The following is a 19,351-nucleotide window of genomic DNA, read 5'->3' as shown; positions in this document are numbered from 1 at the left end:
CGCGTTTGACAAAGGGATGACCCAATGCAGGTCAGCTCATCCAGTTCCCGCCATCCACATTGAGCGTCTGGGCCGTGATGTAGTCCGCATCCGCCGATGCAAGGAACACCGCCGCGCCGGTCAGTTCATCCGGCTTGCCCATGCGCCCGAGCGGCACCGCTTCGCCGACAAGCCGCTTCTTCTCGCCGATGGGTCGGTTTTCATAACGCGCGAAGAGTGCATCGACGTCCTTCCACATCGGCGTATCGATCACGCCGGGCGCAATCCCGTTGACGTTGATCTTGTGCGGCGCCAGCGCGAGAGCCGCCGACTGCGTATAGCTTATGACCGCGGCCTTGCTCGCGCAGTAATGGGACACCAGCGCTTCGCCGCGCCGGCCCGCCTGCGACGCCATGTTGATGATCTTGCCGCCGCCGCCCTGCTCCACCATCTGCTGCGCCACGCGCTGCATCAGGAAGAACATGCCTTTGACATTGACGGCGAACACGCGGTCGAAGATCTCCCACGATTCGTCCAGCAAGGGCCGCATGTCGAAGATGGCCGCGTTGTTGTAAAGAATGTCGATACGCCCGAACGCGCCGAGCGTCGCGCTCACGATCTGTTCAATGCCCTCGCGCTTCGTGACGTCGGCCTGGATAAGCAGCAGCCGCTCGGCCGGAATGCCGCCGAACGTGGCGCTCATGTCGGCCTGCGGCTTGACATCGACCGCCGCGACTTTCGCGCCTTCCTCCAGATAGCGGCGCACGACCGCCTCGCCGATGCCGGCTGCCGCGCCGGTCACAATCGCAATCTTGCCTTCGAGTTTCATTTGCAGCGTCCATTGAAAGAAGGGATTCAGGCGCGGCACGCGGCCGCGTACATCTCGATGACTTCACGTACCTTGCTTTGAATCAGGCTCGACGGCGCACCGTCGATGCGTCCCGCCCGCAGCGCCCAGTACTGCGCCGGGAGATGACGGCTCAGCAGGTTCTCGGGGATCGGCGTTGCGTCGAGGTTGTGCAGCAGGCGATGCGTCGCGGCATCGATCGCGGGATCGGTCCAGTAGTAGCGCACGCGGTCGCTATAGCTATAGGTGCGCAGCAGACGCTTTTCGTGTTCGTCGCCGTGGTAGTAGCGTTCCCAGTTGCCCGGCTTGTCCGTCATCACCTGCTCGACCACCTCGCGCAGCCTCGACTGCTCGCCCGCCGGCACGAGTTCGGCTTCGATATCGGCGAGTGCGTACAGCGCTTCGCGCAACGCGAAGGTCACGCCCGGGCCGACCTTGAGAATCGCGAAGCCATCGTGCACCAGGGCACGCAGTGCGTCGGCGGTCTGATAGTCGGTGGAATGCGCCTCGAAGACCATGCCCGGCAGTTGCTTCAAGGCCTGCGACAGTCCTCCCGCGAGCGCGGGCTGATAGTCGATCACCTTCGTATGATCGAACTCGACGCCCGGCTGCACGACCAGCGCGATCACGCGTTGCCAGGCATCGTCGAGACCGCGCGCGTGCCAGGCGGCGCGATGAATCGCGACCGTTTCGAGCGCCGCATCCGCATGCGTGAGCTCGACGCCTTCCAGCGCCTCGCTCGCGCCGCCCGGCACGGGCACTTCAGTGCCGATCACATAGACCGGCCGCGTGGCGAAGCCCGCGCGTTGCGCTGCCGCTTCGCCAACCGCGCAGAGACGCGACGCGCGCTCGGCCACGACTGCGTCGGACAGCCGCTCGGGATCGCCGCCGCACGGCATGCTGGCATCGAGATGAATCTTGCTGAAGCCCGCGCTGACATAGGCATCGATCAGCGCATCGGCGCGCTCCATCGCTTCCTCGGCAAGCAATGCGCGCCACGCGTTCGGACCCAGATGATCGCCGCCGAGGATCAGACGCTCGCGCGCGAAGCCCACCTTGTCGGCGATGCCGTGCACGAAGCGCACGAAATCCGCCGGCTTCATGCCGGTGTAGCCGCCGAACTGATCGACCTGATTCGACGTCGATTCGATCAGCAGCGGCGTATCGTCGTCCAGCGCCTGTCGCAGCGCGGCTTCGAGCACCCAGGGATGCGCGGAACAGATCGAGTAGATGCCCTTGAGCCTGCGGCCCGCGTCGGCATCGCCGGAAAGGCGTGTCACCACGTCATGCATGTCGGTGCTCCGAGATGAACTGATCGAGTTGTGCGAGCGTCGCGGTGCCTTCCATCGGACCCTTGGCCTGAACCGCACGCGCGCCGCTCGCGCTCGCATAGCGCAGCGCGCGTTCCGCGTCCATGCCCTGCATGCGGCACGCAATGTAGGTCGCGCCGAAGCAGTCGCCCGCGCCGGTGGGATCGACCTCTTCGACGGCAAACGCCGGATGGTCCAGCCGCTGCGCACCGTCGTACAGACGGCAGCCCTGCTCGCCCTGCTTGACGACGATCTCGCGCACGCCTCGTCCAAGCAGTTCCTCGATGGCGGCATCCTCGGAATCGGCTTGCGTCAGCAGCGTGACTTCGTGTCCGCTCGGCAGGAACACGTCCGTGCTGGCGATCAGATGGTCGAAAGCATCGCGCATGCCGAGCCGGTTCAGGATCTCCTTGCGTGCATTGGGATCGAAGCTCACCGTGCCGCCCTGCGCCTTGACGATACGGACCGCCTTCTTCACGGCGTCGATGATCCCGGCCGAGAACAGCGACGAACCCATCACATGAAAATGCGCGCAGTCCTTGAGCCGCGCCTCGCTCACCTGCGCCTCCGACAACTTCGCCGACGCGCTGTTGGCAATGTTGTAGATGAAGTCGCGCTCGCCGTCGTCGCGATAGGTGACGAAGGCGCTGCCCGTGGTTTCATGCCGCAGCACGTCGATGGCCGACACATCCACGCCATCCGCGCGCAGCCGCTCCACGTTGAGCACGCCAAAGTCGTCGTCGCCGACGCAGCCGATCATCGCGCAACGGCTGCCCGCCTTGGCCACCTGATCGATGAAGATCGCCGGCGCGCCGCTCGCATACGGTCCGATCAGCAGGCCCGGCGCACGAAACGACTGCCCGCGCTCGGTCGCCATGATCTCGACGAGGATCTCGCCCATCGTCATGATGAGGCCGTTCGTCTGGATTCCGAAGAGTGATGATTCAGCCATGCCTGTACCCTCGATCATTGATGAACCGGCGCTGCGTGTGCCGCTAGAACAGGTTGCTGTAGAGCGGCATCGTGGCCGCGCCGAGCGCCGCGGAAATCTCGCTGTCGGCGCGGCCCTGATGCAGCGCGATGCGGGCGGGACGGCCGTTCATTTCGTAGGCGGCCACGCCGTCGCGCGCCCGGGCGACGAGCCTCTGCAACGGCTCCGGCGGCAGCATGCCGTTCACGATCACATCCGACACGTCGACGATATTCGACACGCTCGCCAGCACCCGGCCCAGGTCCGCGCCGGCCTGCTCGATCCAGCGCTCGAAGGCCGCGCTGTGTTCGGTGTCGAGCGCGTTCAGATCGATTTCGCCGATATGTTCGCAGCCCAGCGCATGCGCCAGCCCGCGCAAGGACACGATGGTCTCCAGGCAGCCGCGCGCGCCGCAGAAGCACGGTACGCCGTCGCGGTACGCATTGACGTGGCCGATCTCGCAACCGTTGCCCGTCAAGCCGCGCACCGCGCGCCGGTTCACCAGCAGCGCGCCGCCCAGTCCATTGCCGATGCTCACGTGCAGATAGCTGCCGAAATGCCGGCCGTCGCCGAACCAGTACTCGCCGAGTCCCGCCGCCGTGCCGTTGTTCTCGATGTGGATCTCGTGGTCGATGTGCTGCGACAGCGCATCGCGGAAGCCGTACTCACGCCAGGCCGGATACTGCGCCGACTGGCAGACGCGGCCGCTCGCGCCGTCGATCGGCCCCATCACCGAGACGCCCACGCCAAGCATCTTCCCCACGCGGCCGGGATGCATGTACAACGCGTTGTAAAGCGAAGCAAGCACCTCGACCGCGCGCTCGGGATCTTCTATCGACAGCTCTTGACGCATCTTGTGGATCACGTTGCCCGCTACGTCCACGAGCACGCCGGTCGCGAATTCATGGTCGAAGTGCAGGCCGATGGTCGAGGCATAGTCCGCAATGATGTGCAGGCTGCGCACCGGCTGGCCGGTCGCGCGCACTTCGCGATCGATCGATTCCTCCACCGCGCCGTCGCCGATGAGGCCGCCGACGATGTTGGTGATGGTCGCGGCGGTGAGCCGCGTTGAGGCCGCGATGTCGGCGCGTCCGATGCCCGGCTCCTGACGAATGACTTCGAGCACCAGCGCGCGATTGAGGTCGCGCACGCGAGGTCCGTTGAAGCCGTGCTGATGCCGGGTGTGCTGTCGGGTGTGCGATCGTGTGTGCTTGTCGGGCACGCTTGGAAACTCCTGTTCTGCCTTGAATCAACGCGTGGTATAGCCGCCGTCGACAACCAGCACTTCGCCGGTCACATAGCTCGCGGCGGGCGAGCACAGGAACAGCGCCGCCGCCGCGACTTCCTCGGGCTGGCCGACGCGCACCATCGGCGTCATGCCGCTCCAGATCCTGAACCACTCCGGATTCTCGATGCCGCCGCGCGACATGTCGGTATCGATATAGCCCGGCGCAACCGCATTGACACGGATGTTCTCCGTCGCCAGTTCGCTGGCGAGGCTCTTCGTCATCATGTGGACCGCGGCCTTCGAACTGTTGTAGGCCACCTGGTTCTGCGGAATGTTCGAGACGATGCCCGAGATCGAACCCATGTTGAGCATCACGCCGCTGCCCTGCGCGCGCATCGGCACGAGAGCGGCGCGGCAGGCGCGGAACACGGCATCGAGATTGAGGCTCATGATGCGGCGCCAGCGCGCTTCGTCAAAATCGCCGCTGTCGCCGTGAATGGCGACGCCCGCGTTGTTGACCAGAATGTCGAGCCGGCCGTGCCGCTTCACCGTTTCATCGATCAGACGTTGCGGCGCGTCCTCTTCCTGAAGATCGGCCGCGATGAAGTCGAATTCGAGGCCCGCGTCACGCAGGCTGCGTTCGGCTTCGGGCACCGGGGCGCGGCTGCTGATGACCAGACGCGCGCCCGCTTCGCCGAACGCATGGGCAATCGCCAGGCCGATGCCGCGCGTGCCGCCGGTGATCAGCGCGAGTTTGCCGTCGAGGCGGAATTTATCGAGGATCATGGAGTGAGGTCCTGAAAGGCGTTCAGATATCGACGCTCGTCGGCAGAATCACGAGATCGCGGATCGTCACATTGCGCGGGCGGCTCAGCATGAAGAGCACGGCATCGGCGACTTCCTTCGGCTGCATCAGACTGCCGGCAGCCAGCGCTTCTTCCATCTTGGCTTTCGGCCAGTCGTCGAGCAGCGCCGTCACGACCGGACCGGGCGCGACCGCGCCGACGCGAATGCCATGCTTGATCACCTGCCGCCTGAGCGTATGCACGAAAGCCTGCACCGCGAATTTCGATGCCGTGTAGACCGGCTCCCACACCACCGGCACGAAGCCCGCCACCGAACTCGTGAACATCACATCGCCGGACTTCTGCGCGATCATGTGCGGCAACACGGCGTGCACCGAGCGAAACGCGGCGTTGATGTTGAGATTGAGCATGCGGTCCCAGTCGTCAGGATTGCCCGCCGCGACCTCGCCGCCCACATAGGCGCCGGCGTTCGCGTGGAAGATGTCGAGACCGCCGGCGGCATCGAGAATCCCGGGCAGCATGCCGCTCACCTGCGACGGCTCCAGCAGGTCCACGACGAGCGGCAGTGCGTTCGGCCCGATCTCGGTACACAGCGTCTCCAGCCGTTCCCTGGCGCGATCGATCAGCACGACCTTCGCCCCTTCCGCCGCGAACGTGCGCGCGCATTCGAGACCGATGCCCGATGCCGCGCCCGTGACGGCGGCGACCTTGCCCTTCAGCAGTTCACTCATGTCCGTTTCTGCCTTTCGTGAGGTTTGAAATGAAGTCAGGCGCGTCCGTGCGAGACCCGCGACTGCCGCGCCAGCGAATCGACAATCACTGCAATGGCGAGCACCGCGCCGGTAATCATGAAGCGCAGCGATGAGGAGAGGTTCAGCAGCGTGAGGCCGCTTGCAATCGACTGGATCACGATCATGCCCAGCACCGCCGAATACGCGCTGCCGCGGCCGCCGAACAGACTCGTCCCGCCGATCACCGCCGCCGCGATGGCGTTCAGGTTGACATCGCCGGTGCCGGCCTGCGTGCTCGCCGACGCGAGGCGCGCGGCGGTCAGCACGCCGCCGAGCGCGGCGAGCGTCGCGCACAGCACGAAGGCGCTGGTGTAGATGGCCCGCACGTTGATGCCCGCGCGCCGCGCGGCTTCGCGATTGCCGCCGACGGCGTTCATCGACCGGCCCCAGCGCGTGCGGCGCAGCGCGTAGTCCAGCGCGACCGCGAGACCCACGAACAGGCCGAACATCAGCGGCACGCCGCGTCCGGTGTTGAGATAAGCCACGACGATTTCGAGCAGCACGGTAACGACGATGCTCCGGATCAGCAACGAAGTGCTCGATGCCGCCGACAGGTTCGAGGCCCGCCGCCGTGCGCTCGTGCGCCATCCCGCGATCAGCAGCGCCGCGCCGGGCAGGAGCGCGATGACATAGGACACGGCAGCGGGGATGATCATCAGTTGCCCGAGGTTGACCATCACCGAGTCGTACGGCAGGTTGATCGAGCCTGACGGACCGAGCACGTAGAGTTGCAAGCCGAGCAGCGTGAGCAGGCCCGCGAGCGTCGCGACGAAACTCGGCATGCCGAAGCGGTTGAGCAGCACCGCGTACAGCACGCCCACGGCCGCGCCCGCGATCGCCGCCACGACGATCGCCGCCAGCGCGGGCCAGCCCTGGTTGACCCACAGCACGCCCACCAAGGCGGAGGCGAAGCCGCTCATCGAACCGACCGAAAGATCGATCTGTCCGACCAGCAGCACGCAGACGATGCCCAGCGAGATCACGCCGATGGTCGAGCAGTCGAACAACAGGTTCACCAGATTGTTGGCCGACAGGAACACCGGATTCAGGCTCGTAAACACGGTCCAGATGAGGATCAGGCCCACGACCACGGGCAAGGATCCGAGATCGCCGGAACGCACGCGATCGAAGAAGGCGGAGATGACATCGCCCGCGCTCGCGGCGTGCTTCACGCGCACGTCGCTGCGGTCGAGCGGCGCGCCGGCCGGGCGCGTTTCAGTGGATTTGTCGCTCATCTCGATGACTCCTGGCTTCAGGCGTTGGGCGCAGCCTGACGACGCTCCGCGCGGCGCGACACGGCGTTCTCGGTGGCGCCGGTGATGGCCGCGACCAGCGACTGATTCGACGAATCCGGATAGAACACGCCGTTATTGCGCCCGAGCCGCAGCACGACGATCCGGTCCGCCACGGCGCGCACGTCTTCCATGTTGTGGCTGATCATGATCACGGCGTGACCGCGGTCGCGCACCCGTTCGATCAGGTTCAGCACCTCGGCGGTCTGCGCGACGCCGAGCGCGGCCGTCGGTTCGTCGAGCATGATGAGTTTCGGGTCGAGCAGCAGCGAACGCGCGATCGCCACGGTCTGCCGCTGGCCGCCCGACAGCGACGCCACCACGTCGCGCACGCTCGGAATGCGCGCCGACAGTTCATTGAGCAGCGTCCACGCGCGCACTTCCATCGCGACTTCGTCGAGGCGCAGCGGGGCGAGTTCGCGGCCCAGGAAGATGTTCGCGACGACATCCAGGTTCTCGCACAGCGCGAGGTCCTGGAATACCGTTGCGATGCCCAGGTCGAGCGCCGCGCCGGGATCGGCCAGGGTCACTTCACGGCCGCCGAAGGTGATCGTGCCGCTGCTCGGCTGATGCACGCCGGCGAGAATCTTGACGAGCGTCGACTTGCCCGCGCCGTTGTCGCCGACCAGCGCGACGACTTCGCCCGCGTGCACGTCGAGCTCGATATCCGTCAGCGCCGACACCGCGCCGAAATGTTTGGAGATGCCGCGCAAGCTCAGCACGAGCTCGCCGGTCCGCGCTCCCGCAGTCGGTTGGTCGCTCATTTGGACAGGCCTCGGATCGGAAGAAGGCGGATGCCGCAGACACGGCATCCCCGCAGCGAGTACGCCAGATCAGTTGATGCCGAGCTTCTTGCAGCCTTCCGCATAGCGGTCGGTGCAGAGGTTCTTCGCGCTTTCGATGCCCTTGTCCACGACCTCCGCCTTCAGGTTCTTCTGCGTGATGACCGTCGGCTGGAAGAGTTGCGACGGCGTGTTGAAGAGCGTCGTCTGCGCCTTGGGCTTCTGTCCGTCGAGCAGCCCGACCGCGACGCGCGCCGCCGCTGCCGCGACGATCTCGCTCGGCTTGAGAATCGTGTTGTACTGCTCGCCCGCGATGATCAGTTGCAGACCCGCGATGGTGGCGTCGTTGCCCGTCACCGGCGGCACGGGATTGACGCCCGCCGCCTTCAGCGCCGCGATGGCGGCGCCGCCGGTGCCGTCGTTGGCGGCGACCACGCCGACGATCTGCCCGGAGAAGCGGTTGATCTGCCCGCCGACCCATTGCTGCGCCTTCGGCGGCGCCCAGTCCGGCGTGTCGTATTCGGCGAGCGTCTTGTAGCCGCTGCCCGCGAGACCTTCATGACTGCCCTTCTTGATGAGCCCCGCGGCGGCATCGGTCGGTGAACCGTTCACCTGGAGCACGCCGCCCTTGCCCGGCGCGACGCCGCTCGCCTTCAGATGCTCCACCAGCGATTGCGCCACGGCCCGGCCGATCTGCTGGTTGTCGAACGAGACGTAGTAGTCGGCGGGCGTCGATGGAATCGGCCGGTCATAGGCGATCACCTTGACGCCCTGGCTCTGCGCCAGATGCACGAGCGAAGCGGCGGCGGCCGAATCGACCGGATCGAGCACGATCACTTTCGCGCCTTGCGAGATCGCCGAGTTGAATTGCTGCTGCTGTTGCGACGCGTCGCCGTTGGCGTTCTGGTACAGCACCTTGCAGTTGGGACAGAGCTTGCCCATCTCCGCCTTGAAGCCGGGAAAGTCGTGCTGCTCGTAGCGCGTCGAGCCCTGATCGGGCATCAGGAATGCAACGGTGCCGCTCGTTGCTGCAGTGGCGGCGCCGCTCGACAAGGCGAGCGCAAACGTGGCCGCGCTCAATAGCGTCCGGGATTGGCTAGTCATCATGTCTCCGTTATTCGATCTTGCGATCTTGGTATGGGCAACGCAGGCTCGATCCGTCCGCGTCGAAACGACATTAAATCAATTGATTTAACTAAGTCAACGAGATGTTGGCGGACAAGGGCAAACCCCGAGTTCGCCGCTGAATAAAGCACGGGCGTCCGCGTCGTGCCGATTGCTAAGCCATACGAAGGCATGCTCCGGCAAGACCTTCAGCCAATTGCGCTTGAGCCCGCCAAGCGCGATCAATGGTGCTCCTGTCGTGCGCACATGGCTCGCCTATGATGGAAATCGCAGCCGGACTGTGGAGTGCCCGACGGCCGGTTCGCACCCTCGATGGAGCATCACCGCATGAGCGATTTCTTCGGCGCACCCGAGTCGGACGAAGCCAGCGTGCGCGATCATCCGCGACATCAGCAGATGTTCCCCGTGCTGACGGAGCGCGATGTCGAACGGCTGCGCCATTTCGGCGAGCCCTGCCGGCACGCGAGCGGCACCCTGCTCTACAGCGCAGGCAGTCCGTGTCCCGGCGTCTTCGTGCTGCTCTCCGGCCGAGTGCGCATCGTCAGCCGCGATGCGCTCGGACACGAGCGCGTCCTCTGCACCTACACGCAGCGCGGCGCATTCACGTCCGACGTGACCCAGTTGTCGAACAAGCCGGCGGTCGTGGATGCCCAGGTCATCGAGGACGTCGATGCGCTGCTGCTGCGCCCCGATGCGCTTCAGGCCGTCATGATCAGCGAAGCCGATCTCGGCGAGACGATCATGCGCGCGCTGATCCTGCGCCGCGTGCTTGTGTTCGAACGCGGCCAGGGCGTGGTGCTGGTGGGATCGTCGAACGATGCGCGCCTGCTCGATCTGCAGACCTTCCTGCGCCGCAATGTGTTCCCGTCTACTTCCCTCGATGCCGAAGGCAATGCCGAAGCGCTCGCGCTGCTCGAACGCCTCGCGCCCAAGCCCGACGACTTTCCACTGGTCCTGTGTCCGGACGGCGCCATCCTGCGCAATCCCGACGCGGGGCAACTGGCGTCGTGTCTCGGGCTCATTCCCGAATTCGACCCGGCGCATGCCTATGACGTGGCGATCGTCGGCTCGGGTCCGGCCGGGCTGGCGACGGCGGTGTATGCGGCGTCGGAAGGCTTGTCGGTGGCGGCAATCGACTGCCGCGCGCCCGGTGGTCAGGCAGGCAGCAGTTCGCGCATCGAGAACTATCTGGGCTTTCCGACCGGCATCACCGGTCATGCGCTCGCCGGACGCGCCTTCGTCCAGGCGCAGAAGTTCGGCGCGCATATCGGCATTCCTTGCGAAGCGATGGCCTTGCACTGCGGCGGCGCGCTGCCCTGCGTCGAGTTGACGGATGGCCGGCGTATCACGGCACGTACGATCGTGATTGCAACCGGCGCGGAATATCGCCGCCCCGATATTCAGGACCTCGCGCGCTTCGAGGGCAACGGCGTGTATTACTGGGCGACGCCCATCGAGGCCCGGCTATGCCGCAAGGAACCGGTCGTGCTGGTCGGCGGCGGCAACTCGGCGGGACAGGCCGTGGTGTTCCTGGCGTCCCATGCCGAACACGTGCATCTGTGCATCCGGGGCGCGAGCCTGCGGCACAGCATGTCGCATTACTTGATCGAGCGGATCATGTCGCTGTCCAACGTGACGCTGCATGTCCGTACCGATCTGACCGCGCTCGAAGGCGATGCCCGGCTCGAACGCGTTCACTACCGGCGTGAAGACGGCGCGACCGATAGTGTCGCGACGCACCATCTGTTCGTGTTCATTGGCGCGCAGCCAAACGGCAAATGGCTCGCGACTTGCGGCGTCGCGCTGGACAGCAAAGGCTTTGTCCTGACCGGCCCGCAGGTGCCGCAGCCTCAGCCGGAAGCCGGCGCGATGTCCTTGCAGACGAGCGTGGCGCGCGTGTTCGCCATCGGCGATGTGCGGTCGGGATCGATCAAGCGTGTCGCATCGGCGGTCGGCGAAGGCGCGGCGGTGGTCGCGCAAATCCATGCTTGCCTGGCCGAAACAGGCTAGACGCTTCCCATCCTGCTCAACCCCGGAGATTGCTCTCGCAGTCTTCCCAGTAACGCAGCGGATCATGGTGATCCGGATAATGGGCATCGAGCCACGCGGTGAGCTTCGGCCAGTCCGGATGACGGGTTCCGGTCTGTGCAGACCAGTTCGATGAGCGTTCGACGATGCGCCCGTTCTCGCGATCGCGAACCAGCACGCTGCCAAGTCCGTTCGAGCCATGCGACTGCGATTCGACGAGATAACGCGGCAGCAGCCGGAACTCGGCATCCTTGGCCCAGCCGTACACCGCGCGAACGCGGCCGCCGGCATCCCGTAGTTCAATGGCGCCGGTCTTCGGGCGGACCGCTTCCCAACCTTCCGGAAATTCCGCGACGATCTCGTCCTTGCCTTCCCTGACCCACTTCACGTGGAGCGCCCGTGTCATCGCTTCGCGCATCCGGGCCGCCGACGCATAGCCTTTCGGCAAATCCACTCCGACCGGAAGCGTGATCAGGTTGTCCTTCCACAGCGCCGACTCGTCATCCTCGACGCGCTTCACGACGTCGGACGCGGCGGGACCGAACGGATTCTCCGGGCGACCCGACACGCTCTTCTTCGACGGCGCCAGCCCTTCGAAAAGCCGCTCGGCATCCATACGGGTCAACTTGGTCTTTGACTTGTTCATTGCTGCATGACTCCATTGTCACTTCTGCTCGAACTGCACGGGCTGCTGAATGGCGAAGCCATCGGGTCGTGTCGGGATTTTCAGGGATGGACGGTGCGGTCACGCCTGTCGTGCAGCACGCGCGGAAGGACGCGGCGTGAACGGCAACAGGGTATGGCTGGAAAGCTTTCGGGATACAGCAACGATCGTAACATGAGCCCGGCTCTCGGCCGGTGGCCCGGTCAGGCGCTCAAGCCGATGCCGGTTCTCGATCGAGCCGCGCGTAAAAGCTGCCCAGCGCGCCGAGCACCGGCGCGAAAAACGCGGGATCCAATGCATGGCCCATCGCGTCCACGATATGCAACTGCGCCCCAGGTATCACGGACGCGGCCCAGCGCGCATGCTTCGGCGGAAAGATCGGGTCATCGCTGCCGTGGATCAGCAGGACCGGAACTCGCAACGACGCAAGTTCGTCCGGTTGCAGCACGGGCGAACGCTTCTGGGCCAGCGCGTGGTGACTGTTGTTGGCGAGTGTCGCGGACAGGCCGTCGGTTCTCAGCAGCGGCTGCGCGGCATATGCACGGCCGAGCGCCAGCCACGCGGGTTCATCGAAAGGCGAACGCGGTCCGGCGGCGAGCCGGAAGTTGTCGACGAAGCGCTGCGCACGCTCGTCTTCCGTCACCGGCGCACTCGCATTGAGCGCGATGACTTGCGCAACGTAGTCCGCCGACGGACGCGGAAGCTCGCCCGCCCTCGGCGCGACGCCTGCAAAAGCGTCGTTCTTGGGCCGCAGGTCGGCCGAGGACATCATCACGGTCAGGCTGCGCAATCGTTCCGGCCGTTGGAGCGCCATCCGGTACCCGATCACCCCGCCTTGCGACAAGCCTATGACGTGAGCGCTCCGGACAGCCAGTGCATCCAGCAGGGCGAAGGCATCGGCGGCGAGGTCATCGAGCGTGTAGGGCGAAGTGTCGAAGTCGATATAGGTGGAGAGCCCGGTATCGCGGGCATCGAAACGCACGACGCACAAACCGGCGCTGGCCAGTTCTTCACAGAACCGGTCAGGCCACACGAGCCCGGGTGCGCTGTTGCCCATCACCAGAAGCGCCACGGGATCGGAGCGCGAGCCGAACACTTCCACATGAAGTTCGATGCCATTCGCCTGAAGTCGCTCGTTCTGAGGCATTCAACGGCTCCGATGCGGCGCTCAGGATGGATTGAACCAGTCGTTCGCGACGCCGTAGAAAAGCGCATCGCGCTCATCGGCGGAATACGTTTCGACGAAGCCCGCGTAACGCGCGTATGACGCCGCAAAGCCGGTCGACAGTCCTGCAATCGGCATATGGCTGCCGAACATGCATCGAGACACGCCGAAGGTGTCCAGCGTGGCACGCACCCACCGCTCCGCCTGGTCCGCTGTCCACCGCATGCCGAAGATACATTCGAGCGCCGAAATGCTCACGCGGATGTTGTCGCAGCGCGCCAGCTCGGCCAGATCATTGCGCCATCGGGTGAAGCCTTCGTCGGACAGGTCGAGCGGCCAGCCCATCACGGCCACCGTAAAGCCGATATGCGGATGAGCCTTGATGACATCCGTCAACGCAGGCAACTGGTGCGCGAATATCTCCAGACCGCACTTGAGTGAACGCCCTTCGAGCAGACTCAGTTGCTTCCGCCACGCCGGATCTTCCAGCAGGTCGGGCCGCTTGGCGAAACGCCTGAGCGGATTCGATGGATCCCAGACGAGGTGTTCGCGCACGGCCGTCAGTTTCGGCAGGCTTTGATATTGATCCAGCTTGCGTTCGAGTTCCGGATCCAGAAAATCGACGATGGCGACAAGCGCGTGCCGCACGCCGGAATCGTTCGCGCGTTCCTGTGCCCAGGACGCTTCCTGCCACGGATCATCGGACAGGAACTCATGCCAGACCACGCCTTCGACGCAATGATCGCGCGTATCCGCGAGATAGTCGGACAGCAGATAACGTCGCGGCAGCGCATCGTAGTTGCCGACGAAGGATTCATAGCACGGATCCACACGTTCCAGAAATGCGTGTCGATTGTGTCCCGAGTCGTAGAAGTGGACATGCGCGTCGACGATCCTGGATGGCGTGCTCATGAACCCCTCCGATAAGGCCGTTTCATGCCCGCTGTGCCGCACGCTGTTGCTGCTGCTGCGGATACCATCCGGTGAACTTGATCGCCGCGTACAGCGCTGCAACTGTAATGACGATGCCCACCGAATGCGGCACCGACGTCATGTACGCCATCAACACATCCGCCGCGACCATCACTGCAAATGCGAGCGCCCAGGCCAAGGATATCGCGTAGTTGGTCCGGACGAATCCCGGCGAGGTCCACAGTTCGCGGGCCACTTTCCCGCGCGCATATTGCAGCGTGAACGGCTGCCGCACCAGGATGGACGCCAGGACGATCAGCAGGAGCCCCGCGTCGACGCGCAACCGCACCTCCGCCACCGACCAGGCTGCGCCATACGCGAGCGAATACAGCGTCAGGGCGCCGAACAGCAGGAACGTGCCGATCTCCAGAATCTTCATGCGACGTTCGCTCGACAGGAGATCGCGCACCAGCAACACGGCCGAAACCAGCGCGCCAGCGGCCAGACCCGCCGAAATCCCGACGGTACGCTCGATCACGACAAACGCGATGAAAGGGGAAAACGCCAGCAGCATGTCCATGCAAAACTCCTGCGGAAGAAAAGTCGAGCTGGCGCGAGCCAGCGCTCATTCGTCATCGGAAATGTGTCCACTGGAAACATTTTGACTTCGCTCCACCGATCCGTCAACATGTGTTTACGATGGAAACATATGGACAATAGACTGCCTGATGAACGAAACACCCAGAAAATCGCGTCGGGGACGACACGAATCCCCTACGGAACAAGCCCCGCCGGACCGGCCCTATCACCACGGCTCGCTGCGCGAGGCGCTGCTCGAAGCGGCCGAACAGGTCTTACGCCGGGACGGTCTGCGAGGGCTGACCTTGCGCGCGGTCTCCCGGGAAGTCGGCGTGTCGCATACGGCCCCGCAACGCCACTTCAACGACACGGCGGGCGTGCTGAGCGAACTGGCGGCGATCGGTCATCATCGGCTTGCGGCGGCGATGGCGAAATGCGCGAAAGGCATCGCCGACCCGCTGGAACGTCGCAAGGCAATCGGGCGGGGCTATATCCGCTTCGCGCTGAAGCAGCCGGATCTTTTCAGGCTGATGTCGCGCAACGAGTTGCTCGATCAGTCGAACGAGGCGCTTGTTCAGGCCAGACGCATGTCGATTCGCGCGCTGGCAGGCACGCTTGGTCCGGCGAATGTGCCGGAACAGCCGATACAGCGCATCGACACGGCGCGAGCTATCGAGATGACGGCCGGCTGGGCCTATGTGCACGGGCTGGCGATGCTGCTCATCGATGAACGCCTCAACAGCATCGCGCAGATCACCGACGATATCGAAGACGCAGCCGCGCTGGTGGCGGCTGTTCTCGAACGCATGCGCCTGTCTCCCGCAGACGAGCCGCGTGGACCCGCTGTCTAGTTGCTACTGAAACCCTGGCCAGAAGCGCCGGAATGGACTAGTCAGATCACCCATTCCTGGCACTTTCTGGTGGAACAAGATTCTTCCACAATGCTTTACACGATGTCCTGGCGCGAACGGTTGTACGCAAGTCGCAGCCTCGCCAAACATCGCGTAATCATTCTTATGCTCGGGAGAATTTGCCATGAAGATCGTCGTATTGGGTGGTTCCGGCCTGATCGGATCGCGTGTCGTCGCACGGCTCGGCGAGGCCGGCCATGAAGCGCTCGCCGCATCGCCACGCAGCGGTGTCAACGCGATCACGGGCGAAGGACTGGGTCACGCCTTTGCCGGCGCGGATGCCGTCGTCGATGTCATGAACGCGCCTTCGTGGGAACCGCAGGCGGTACTCGACTTTTTCCGCACGTCGGCCCGCAATGTCGGCCGCGCCGAAACCGCGGCGGGCGTCCGTCATCACGTTGCGCTTTCCATCGTCGGGTGCGAACGTACGCCGGAGAATGCCTACTTCGTCGCCAAGGTCGAACAGGAAAAGCTGATCGAAGCCTCGGGCGTGCCGTACTCCATCGTGCGGGCGACGCAGTTCATGGAATTCATCGGCGGCATCGCCGATTTCAGCATGGTCGATGGCACGGTGCGCGTCGGCGCTGGCTTGTTCCAGCCGATCGCCGCCGACGACGTCGCCGACAACCTCGCCCAAATCGCGCTCGGTGCGCCGGTGAACGGCATCGTCGACATCGCGGGTCCTGACCGGAAACCTTTTGCGGAGATCATCGCGCGCTATCTGCAAGCGCAGGGCGACACGCGCCCGGTCGTGACAGATCGCGATGCCCTCTACTATGGCGGCCGTGTCGACGAGCAGTCGCTCGTGCCGCTCGGTCAGGCGCGGATCGGCCGCATCAGTCTCGAGCAATGGCTCGCGCAGGCGGGCAAGCGCTGAGCTCAACAGCCCGCATCAACGCGGCGGAATGGCTTCGATCGAAACCTTCCTTCATTCCGCCGTCAAGCCACACACACTTCTCCTGGGTCAAGCATGAACACGTCACGCAAGGTGGTCGTCGTCACCGGCGCATCGCAAGGGATTGGCGTTGAAGTCGTCAAGGCATTTCGCCAGTTCGATTACCGCATCGTCGCGACCTCGCGATCCATCAGGCCGTCGGACGACGAAAACATCCTGAGCGTCGCCGGCGATATCGGCGACCCGGCAACCGCGCGCCGGGTCATTTCGGAAGGCATGGCCCGCTTCGGCGGATCACGAGGCATTGGGGGCGTTCCATCCGCTCGGGCGCATGGGCGAGACAAGCGATATCGCGAACGCCATTCTCTATCTCGATTCGGCGCCGTTCGTCACGGGGGAGATCCTGCATGTGGATGGCGGACAGAGCGCGGGACGGTAGGCGTGCTCAAACGCTGCGTGTGCCGACACACCGAGCAATGCTGCCCGCGCTTGTATCCTCGCCTGACTTCAGGCTCTCGCGCACTGCATCGCTCATGCCCCTGCCCCCGATCGCGTTCCACAAGGGAAGTCTCGAATACCGTCTCGCCCAGTTCGACGCGAAAGAACGGTTTGCGCTCATCAACGCGGTGCTCGGCGTGGAGTTCGTGCCGCACAAGGATTTTGTGGCGCGGATCTTCAAGGTCTGCGGTATCGAGACGCAACCGGAGCGCATCTTCTGCGCGATGGATTTCCATCTCGACTGGCTCTACGCCGCGCTGATGAAGCCCGACCTCGATCCCGCATGGCTCAAGGAAGACGTCCCGCTGCCCCGCATCTTCGACGAGGAAGCCGGGGAATATCCCGTCACCGGCAAACAGCAGGATGCGGATTTTGTCATGTGCTTTACCGAGAGCATGACGGACAAGCCGGCGTCGCCGCCGGTGACGCACTTGTTGCTCATCGAGGCCAAGGGCGTGGGAAGCTGGAACACGAAGCAGATGCGCTCGAAGCTTATGCAGTATCGCGCGATGAAGCACGCGTTCGACGCCCCGCACAACCTGCATGTGCGGCCGCACCTGGTGCTGATGTCGCCGAAAGACCCGTTTGAAAAGAGCGCGAAGAACGCTGAATTCCTCGACGTGCTCAACACGTTCAAGCAATTCGGCGATATCCGGTGGCTCGACCTTCAGATGCGCGAGACATTGTGCGTCGTGCGTTGCAACGACAAGGGCAAACCCGACGGCAAGCATCCGACGCAATGGCTCGTGAAACCGCGCAGGGCCGTGGACCCGGACCACGCAGCGTGAGCGCGCGGCTCGAATGCTTCAGCGGAGCGTTCATTGCTTCTTCACAGATTCGGCTAAACAGAGACCAAGGTCCTGGCGCCCCGCGAAGAACTGCCAGAGCCGGACCATCGCATAGGTATCGAGACCGCAGTACGCGGTCAGTTGCTCGCCGATCTGCGCGCGGCGCACGGCCGGCGTTTGCGGATCGATGGCCTCGCAGTAGGCGTCCATCGCCATGCCGCCGTCCTGTACGCCGTCGAGCGTGGCGTAGTTCAGATCCGGGGCGATTGCGGGCAGCACGCGCTTGATGCTCCAACTGCCTTCCTGGGCCGGATGGTAGTAACGCCGCCGGGCAACCTTCAACAGATCGACGATGCGCGTTTCGAGCGCCAGCAACGCCGTGCTGAGGCCGGGAAAGCGTTCCGCGAGCTCGCGGATCCGCGCCGCCTCGAAGGCCTGGTTGTAGACGAAGACGGGACCGTCGCTGCCGCACGCGTCGATCAGCGCGTGAGCGAAGGCACGCGACGGATCATCGCCCGACAAGTCGACAAACGACCGATGCGACAGCGTCCCGCAAGCCTCCAGCCGATGCACGCTGAACTGAAACGGAACCTGCTGGAAGGGGCGCGTGCCTGGCCATACCGGCACCCCGAAATTGATGCTTTCGAAATCGACGAAGCATGCGGGAAACACGTGTCCTTCGAGATCGGCGGCTGCGCCTTCGGCATCGAAATAGACTTCGCCCGACACGGTGTGCGCCTTGACGCGGCGCTGGATCTCGCTGAGCAAGGTGTCGGGCACGTCGCCCAGGCTGGCGCCCGGATGCGCATCGATCCACGCGCGCAGCGATGTGCTGCGGATCTGCGGCAGCCAATGCACCGGCTGGGCCACTTCCGGTTCATCGCGTCGGCAATGCGCAACGAAGCCGCACGGATACGGCTCGCTGCACTGACGGCCCGCGCGCGTGCCCGGCTCATCCGCACTGCGGGCCACGGCCTGCGCCTCATCGATCCATGTCTGCACTTCAGCGCCGCGCGCGAAGACTTCCGCCGTCAGATCCTCTTCGACCAGCAGCCCGCGATAGTCGCCTTCGCCCGGATAAGTCCATGTGCTGTCGATACGGGCAAGCGCCACCGCTGTCAGCGGTACACCCGCGCTCCGGGCGACATGGGCCTGAATGGCGGCATCGTCGCGGAAGTAGGGCTTCACTTGCGTGGACGCCTTCACCTCCACCATGCGCCATGCCGGCGCGTCGGGTTCGTCCACTGCATTGACCGGAAGCAGGACATCCGCGAACGCGCGCGCGCCGCTCGCCGAGAAGCCGGCTTCGAAGATCGGCGCCGCCGATCCGAGCAGCGCTTGCGTCTGCGCGAGCGCGTCGGCTACGCGCTCGGGGCTCAGTTCGATGATCGTGCCGGTGTTGTCGGGATCGTAGAGGCGCTGCGCAATCGCGCCGACCTGATGTCCGGTGCGAAAAATGGCCTGCGTGGCCGCCGAGTCCTCACGCAGTTCGGACCGGTGCAGTTCAAGCCAGAGGCGCCGGGGACATTGGCGATAGGCCATCAGGCGGGATTTCGACAGCGGCTTCATCGGCATCGGCACGGTCGGGGCTCCTCGAAGGCAGGTTGTTGTTCTCTGCGCCGCGCAATTCATGCACGGGCCTGACGGCACCGTAGCAGGCGATTCAGTCAATCCGCGTCCCGTATCGAAGCGCCCTGCTGCGCGGATCGATATCGCAAAAGACACGGGCCTCGCAAAACGAGGCCCGTGTCTTACGGCAGCGTGAACCGCTTCTTGAGTGC

At 64.7% G+C, this 19,351-nt stretch carries 18 protein-coding genes and 1 pseudogene; 5 read left to right on the top strand and 14 right to left on the bottom strand.

Features of this window, described 5'->3' with window-relative positions; all coding sequences use genetic code 11:
• Positions 1–31: 31 nt before the first annotated feature.
• The 9 genes from QCE62_RS24575 to QCE62_RS24535 all read right to left on the bottom strand — a co-directional run bounded on the left by QCE62_RS24575 (position 32) and on the right by QCE62_RS24535 (position 9,109).
• Positions 32–808, bottom strand: coding sequence for an L-iditol 2-dehydrogenase (locus tag QCE62_RS24575; RefSeq protein ID WP_309924123.1), 777 nt, complete (start codon positions 806–808; stop codon positions 32–34).
• A gap of 26 nt (positions 809–834) precedes the next feature.
• The gene (locus tag QCE62_RS24570; RefSeq protein WP_309924121.1) at positions 835–2,118 is read right to left on the bottom strand and encodes a D-tagatose-bisphosphate aldolase, class II, non-catalytic subunit; all 1,284 of its coding nucleotides are present in this window, start codon (positions 2,116–2,118) and stop codon (positions 835–837) included.
• Positions 2,111–3,088, bottom strand: a complete 978-nt coding sequence (locus tag QCE62_RS24565; protein ID WP_309924119.1) for a sugar kinase — start codon at positions 3,086–3,088, stop codon at positions 2,111–2,113. The genes QCE62_RS24570 and QCE62_RS24565 overlap by 8 nt, the downstream gene beginning before the upstream one ends.
• Before the next feature lie 43 nt (positions 3,089–3,131).
• Positions 3,132–4,256, bottom strand: coding sequence for an ROK family protein (locus QCE62_RS24560; RefSeq protein ID WP_309924118.1), 1,125 nt, complete (start codon positions 4,254–4,256; stop codon positions 3,132–3,134).
• Between the two features lie 99 nt (positions 4,257–4,355).
• The gene (locus tag QCE62_RS24555) at positions 4,356–5,120 is read right to left on the bottom strand and encodes an SDR family NAD(P)-dependent oxidoreductase (protein WP_309924116.1); all 765 of its coding nucleotides are present in this window, start codon (positions 5,118–5,120) and stop codon (positions 4,356–4,358) included.
• 22 nt (positions 5,121–5,142) lie between these two features.
• Positions 5,143–5,871: an SDR family oxidoreductase gene (locus QCE62_RS24550; RefSeq protein WP_309924114.1), complete on the bottom strand. Its 729-nt coding sequence runs from the start codon at positions 5,869–5,871 to the stop codon at positions 5,143–5,145.
• A 35-nt stretch (positions 5,872–5,906) separates the two neighbouring features.
• Entirely contained in the window at positions 5,907–7,166 is a 1,260-nt protein-coding gene (locus QCE62_RS24545; protein ID WP_309924113.1) for an ABC transporter permease subunit, read from the bottom strand.
• Between the two features lie 17 nt (positions 7,167–7,183).
• Positions 7,184–7,987 (bottom strand): ATP-binding cassette domain-containing protein, encoded by an 804-nt coding sequence (locus QCE62_RS24540; RefSeq protein WP_309924111.1) that lies wholly within the window; start codon positions 7,985–7,987, stop codon positions 7,184–7,186.
• Positions 7,988–8,056: 69 nt separating this feature from the next.
• On the bottom strand, positions 8,057–9,109 hold the full coding sequence (locus QCE62_RS24535) for a sugar ABC transporter substrate-binding protein (RefSeq protein ID WP_309816458.1): 1,053 nt from the start codon (positions 9,107–9,109) through the stop codon (positions 8,057–8,059).
• A gap of 348 nt (positions 9,110–9,457) precedes the next feature.
• Between QCE62_RS24535 and QCE62_RS24530 the strand changes: the two genes are divergently transcribed.
• Positions 9,458–11,140 carry an FAD-dependent oxidoreductase gene (locus QCE62_RS24530; RefSeq protein WP_309924109.1) on the top strand — a complete coding sequence of 561 codons (1,683 nt, stop codon included), beginning with the start codon at positions 9,458–9,460 and terminating at the stop codon, positions 11,138–11,140.
• A 16-nt stretch (positions 11,141–11,156) separates the two neighbouring features.
• Here QCE62_RS24530 and QCE62_RS24525 read toward each other — a convergent pair whose 3' ends face one another.
• The 4 genes from QCE62_RS24525 to QCE62_RS24510 form a co-directional block, all read right to left on the bottom strand.
• Positions 11,157–11,804 carry a hypothetical protein gene (locus tag QCE62_RS24525; protein ID WP_309924106.1) on the bottom strand — a complete coding sequence of 216 codons (648 nt, stop codon included), beginning with the start codon at positions 11,802–11,804 and terminating at the stop codon, positions 11,157–11,159.
• A 229-nt stretch (positions 11,805–12,033) separates the two neighbouring features.
• Positions 12,034–12,969: an alpha/beta hydrolase gene (locus tag QCE62_RS24520; protein WP_309924104.1), complete on the bottom strand. Its 936-nt coding sequence runs from the start codon at positions 12,967–12,969 to the stop codon at positions 12,034–12,036.
• 21 nt (positions 12,970–12,990) lie between these two features.
• Positions 12,991–13,899: an amidohydrolase family protein gene (locus QCE62_RS24515; RefSeq protein WP_309924102.1), complete on the bottom strand. Its 909-nt coding sequence runs from the start codon at positions 13,897–13,899 to the stop codon at positions 12,991–12,993.
• Between the two features lie 22 nt (positions 13,900–13,921).
• Positions 13,922–14,473, bottom strand: a complete 552-nt coding sequence (locus tag QCE62_RS24510) for a hypothetical protein (RefSeq protein ID WP_309924100.1) — start codon at positions 14,471–14,473, stop codon at positions 13,922–13,924.
• 154 nt (positions 14,474–14,627) lie between these two features.
• Here QCE62_RS24510 and QCE62_RS24505 point away from each other — a divergent pair, with 154 nt between their 5' ends.
• From QCE62_RS24505 to QCE62_RS24490, 4 genes and pseudogenes are all read left to right on the top strand, one after another.
• The gene (locus tag QCE62_RS24505; RefSeq protein WP_309924099.1) at positions 14,628–15,329 is read left to right on the top strand and encodes a WHG domain-containing protein; all 702 of its coding nucleotides are present in this window, start codon (positions 14,628–14,630) and stop codon (positions 15,327–15,329) included.
• A gap of 184 nt (positions 15,330–15,513) precedes the next feature.
• A complete protein-coding gene (locus QCE62_RS24500; protein WP_309924097.1) occupies positions 15,514–16,266 on the top strand; it encodes an SDR family oxidoreductase in 753 nt (250 codons plus the stop codon).
• Positions 16,267–16,359: 93 nt separating this feature from the next.
• Positions 16,360–16,723, top strand: a pseudogene (locus tag QCE62_RS24495) (SDR family oxidoreductase).
• Positions 16,724–16,817: 94 nt separating this feature from the next.
• A complete protein-coding gene (locus tag QCE62_RS24490; protein WP_309924095.1) occupies positions 16,818–17,570 on the top strand; it encodes a hypothetical protein in 753 nt (250 codons plus the stop codon).
• A 30-nt stretch (positions 17,571–17,600) separates the two neighbouring features.
• On the opposite strand, the gene QCE62_RS24485 is transcribed toward QCE62_RS24490, so the two are convergent.
• Positions 17,601–19,145, bottom strand: a complete 1,545-nt coding sequence (locus tag QCE62_RS24485; protein WP_309925278.1) for a DUF2779 domain-containing protein — start codon at positions 19,143–19,145, stop codon at positions 17,601–17,603.
• Positions 19,146–19,351 lie beyond the last annotated feature (206 nt).

This window comes from Caballeronia sp. LZ033 (assembly GCF_031451265.1).
In the GTDB taxonomy this organism is placed as follows: Bacteria; Pseudomonadota; Gammaproteobacteria; order Burkholderiales; family Burkholderiaceae; genus Caballeronia.
This window is presented reverse-complemented; position numbering and strand designations above follow the sequence as displayed.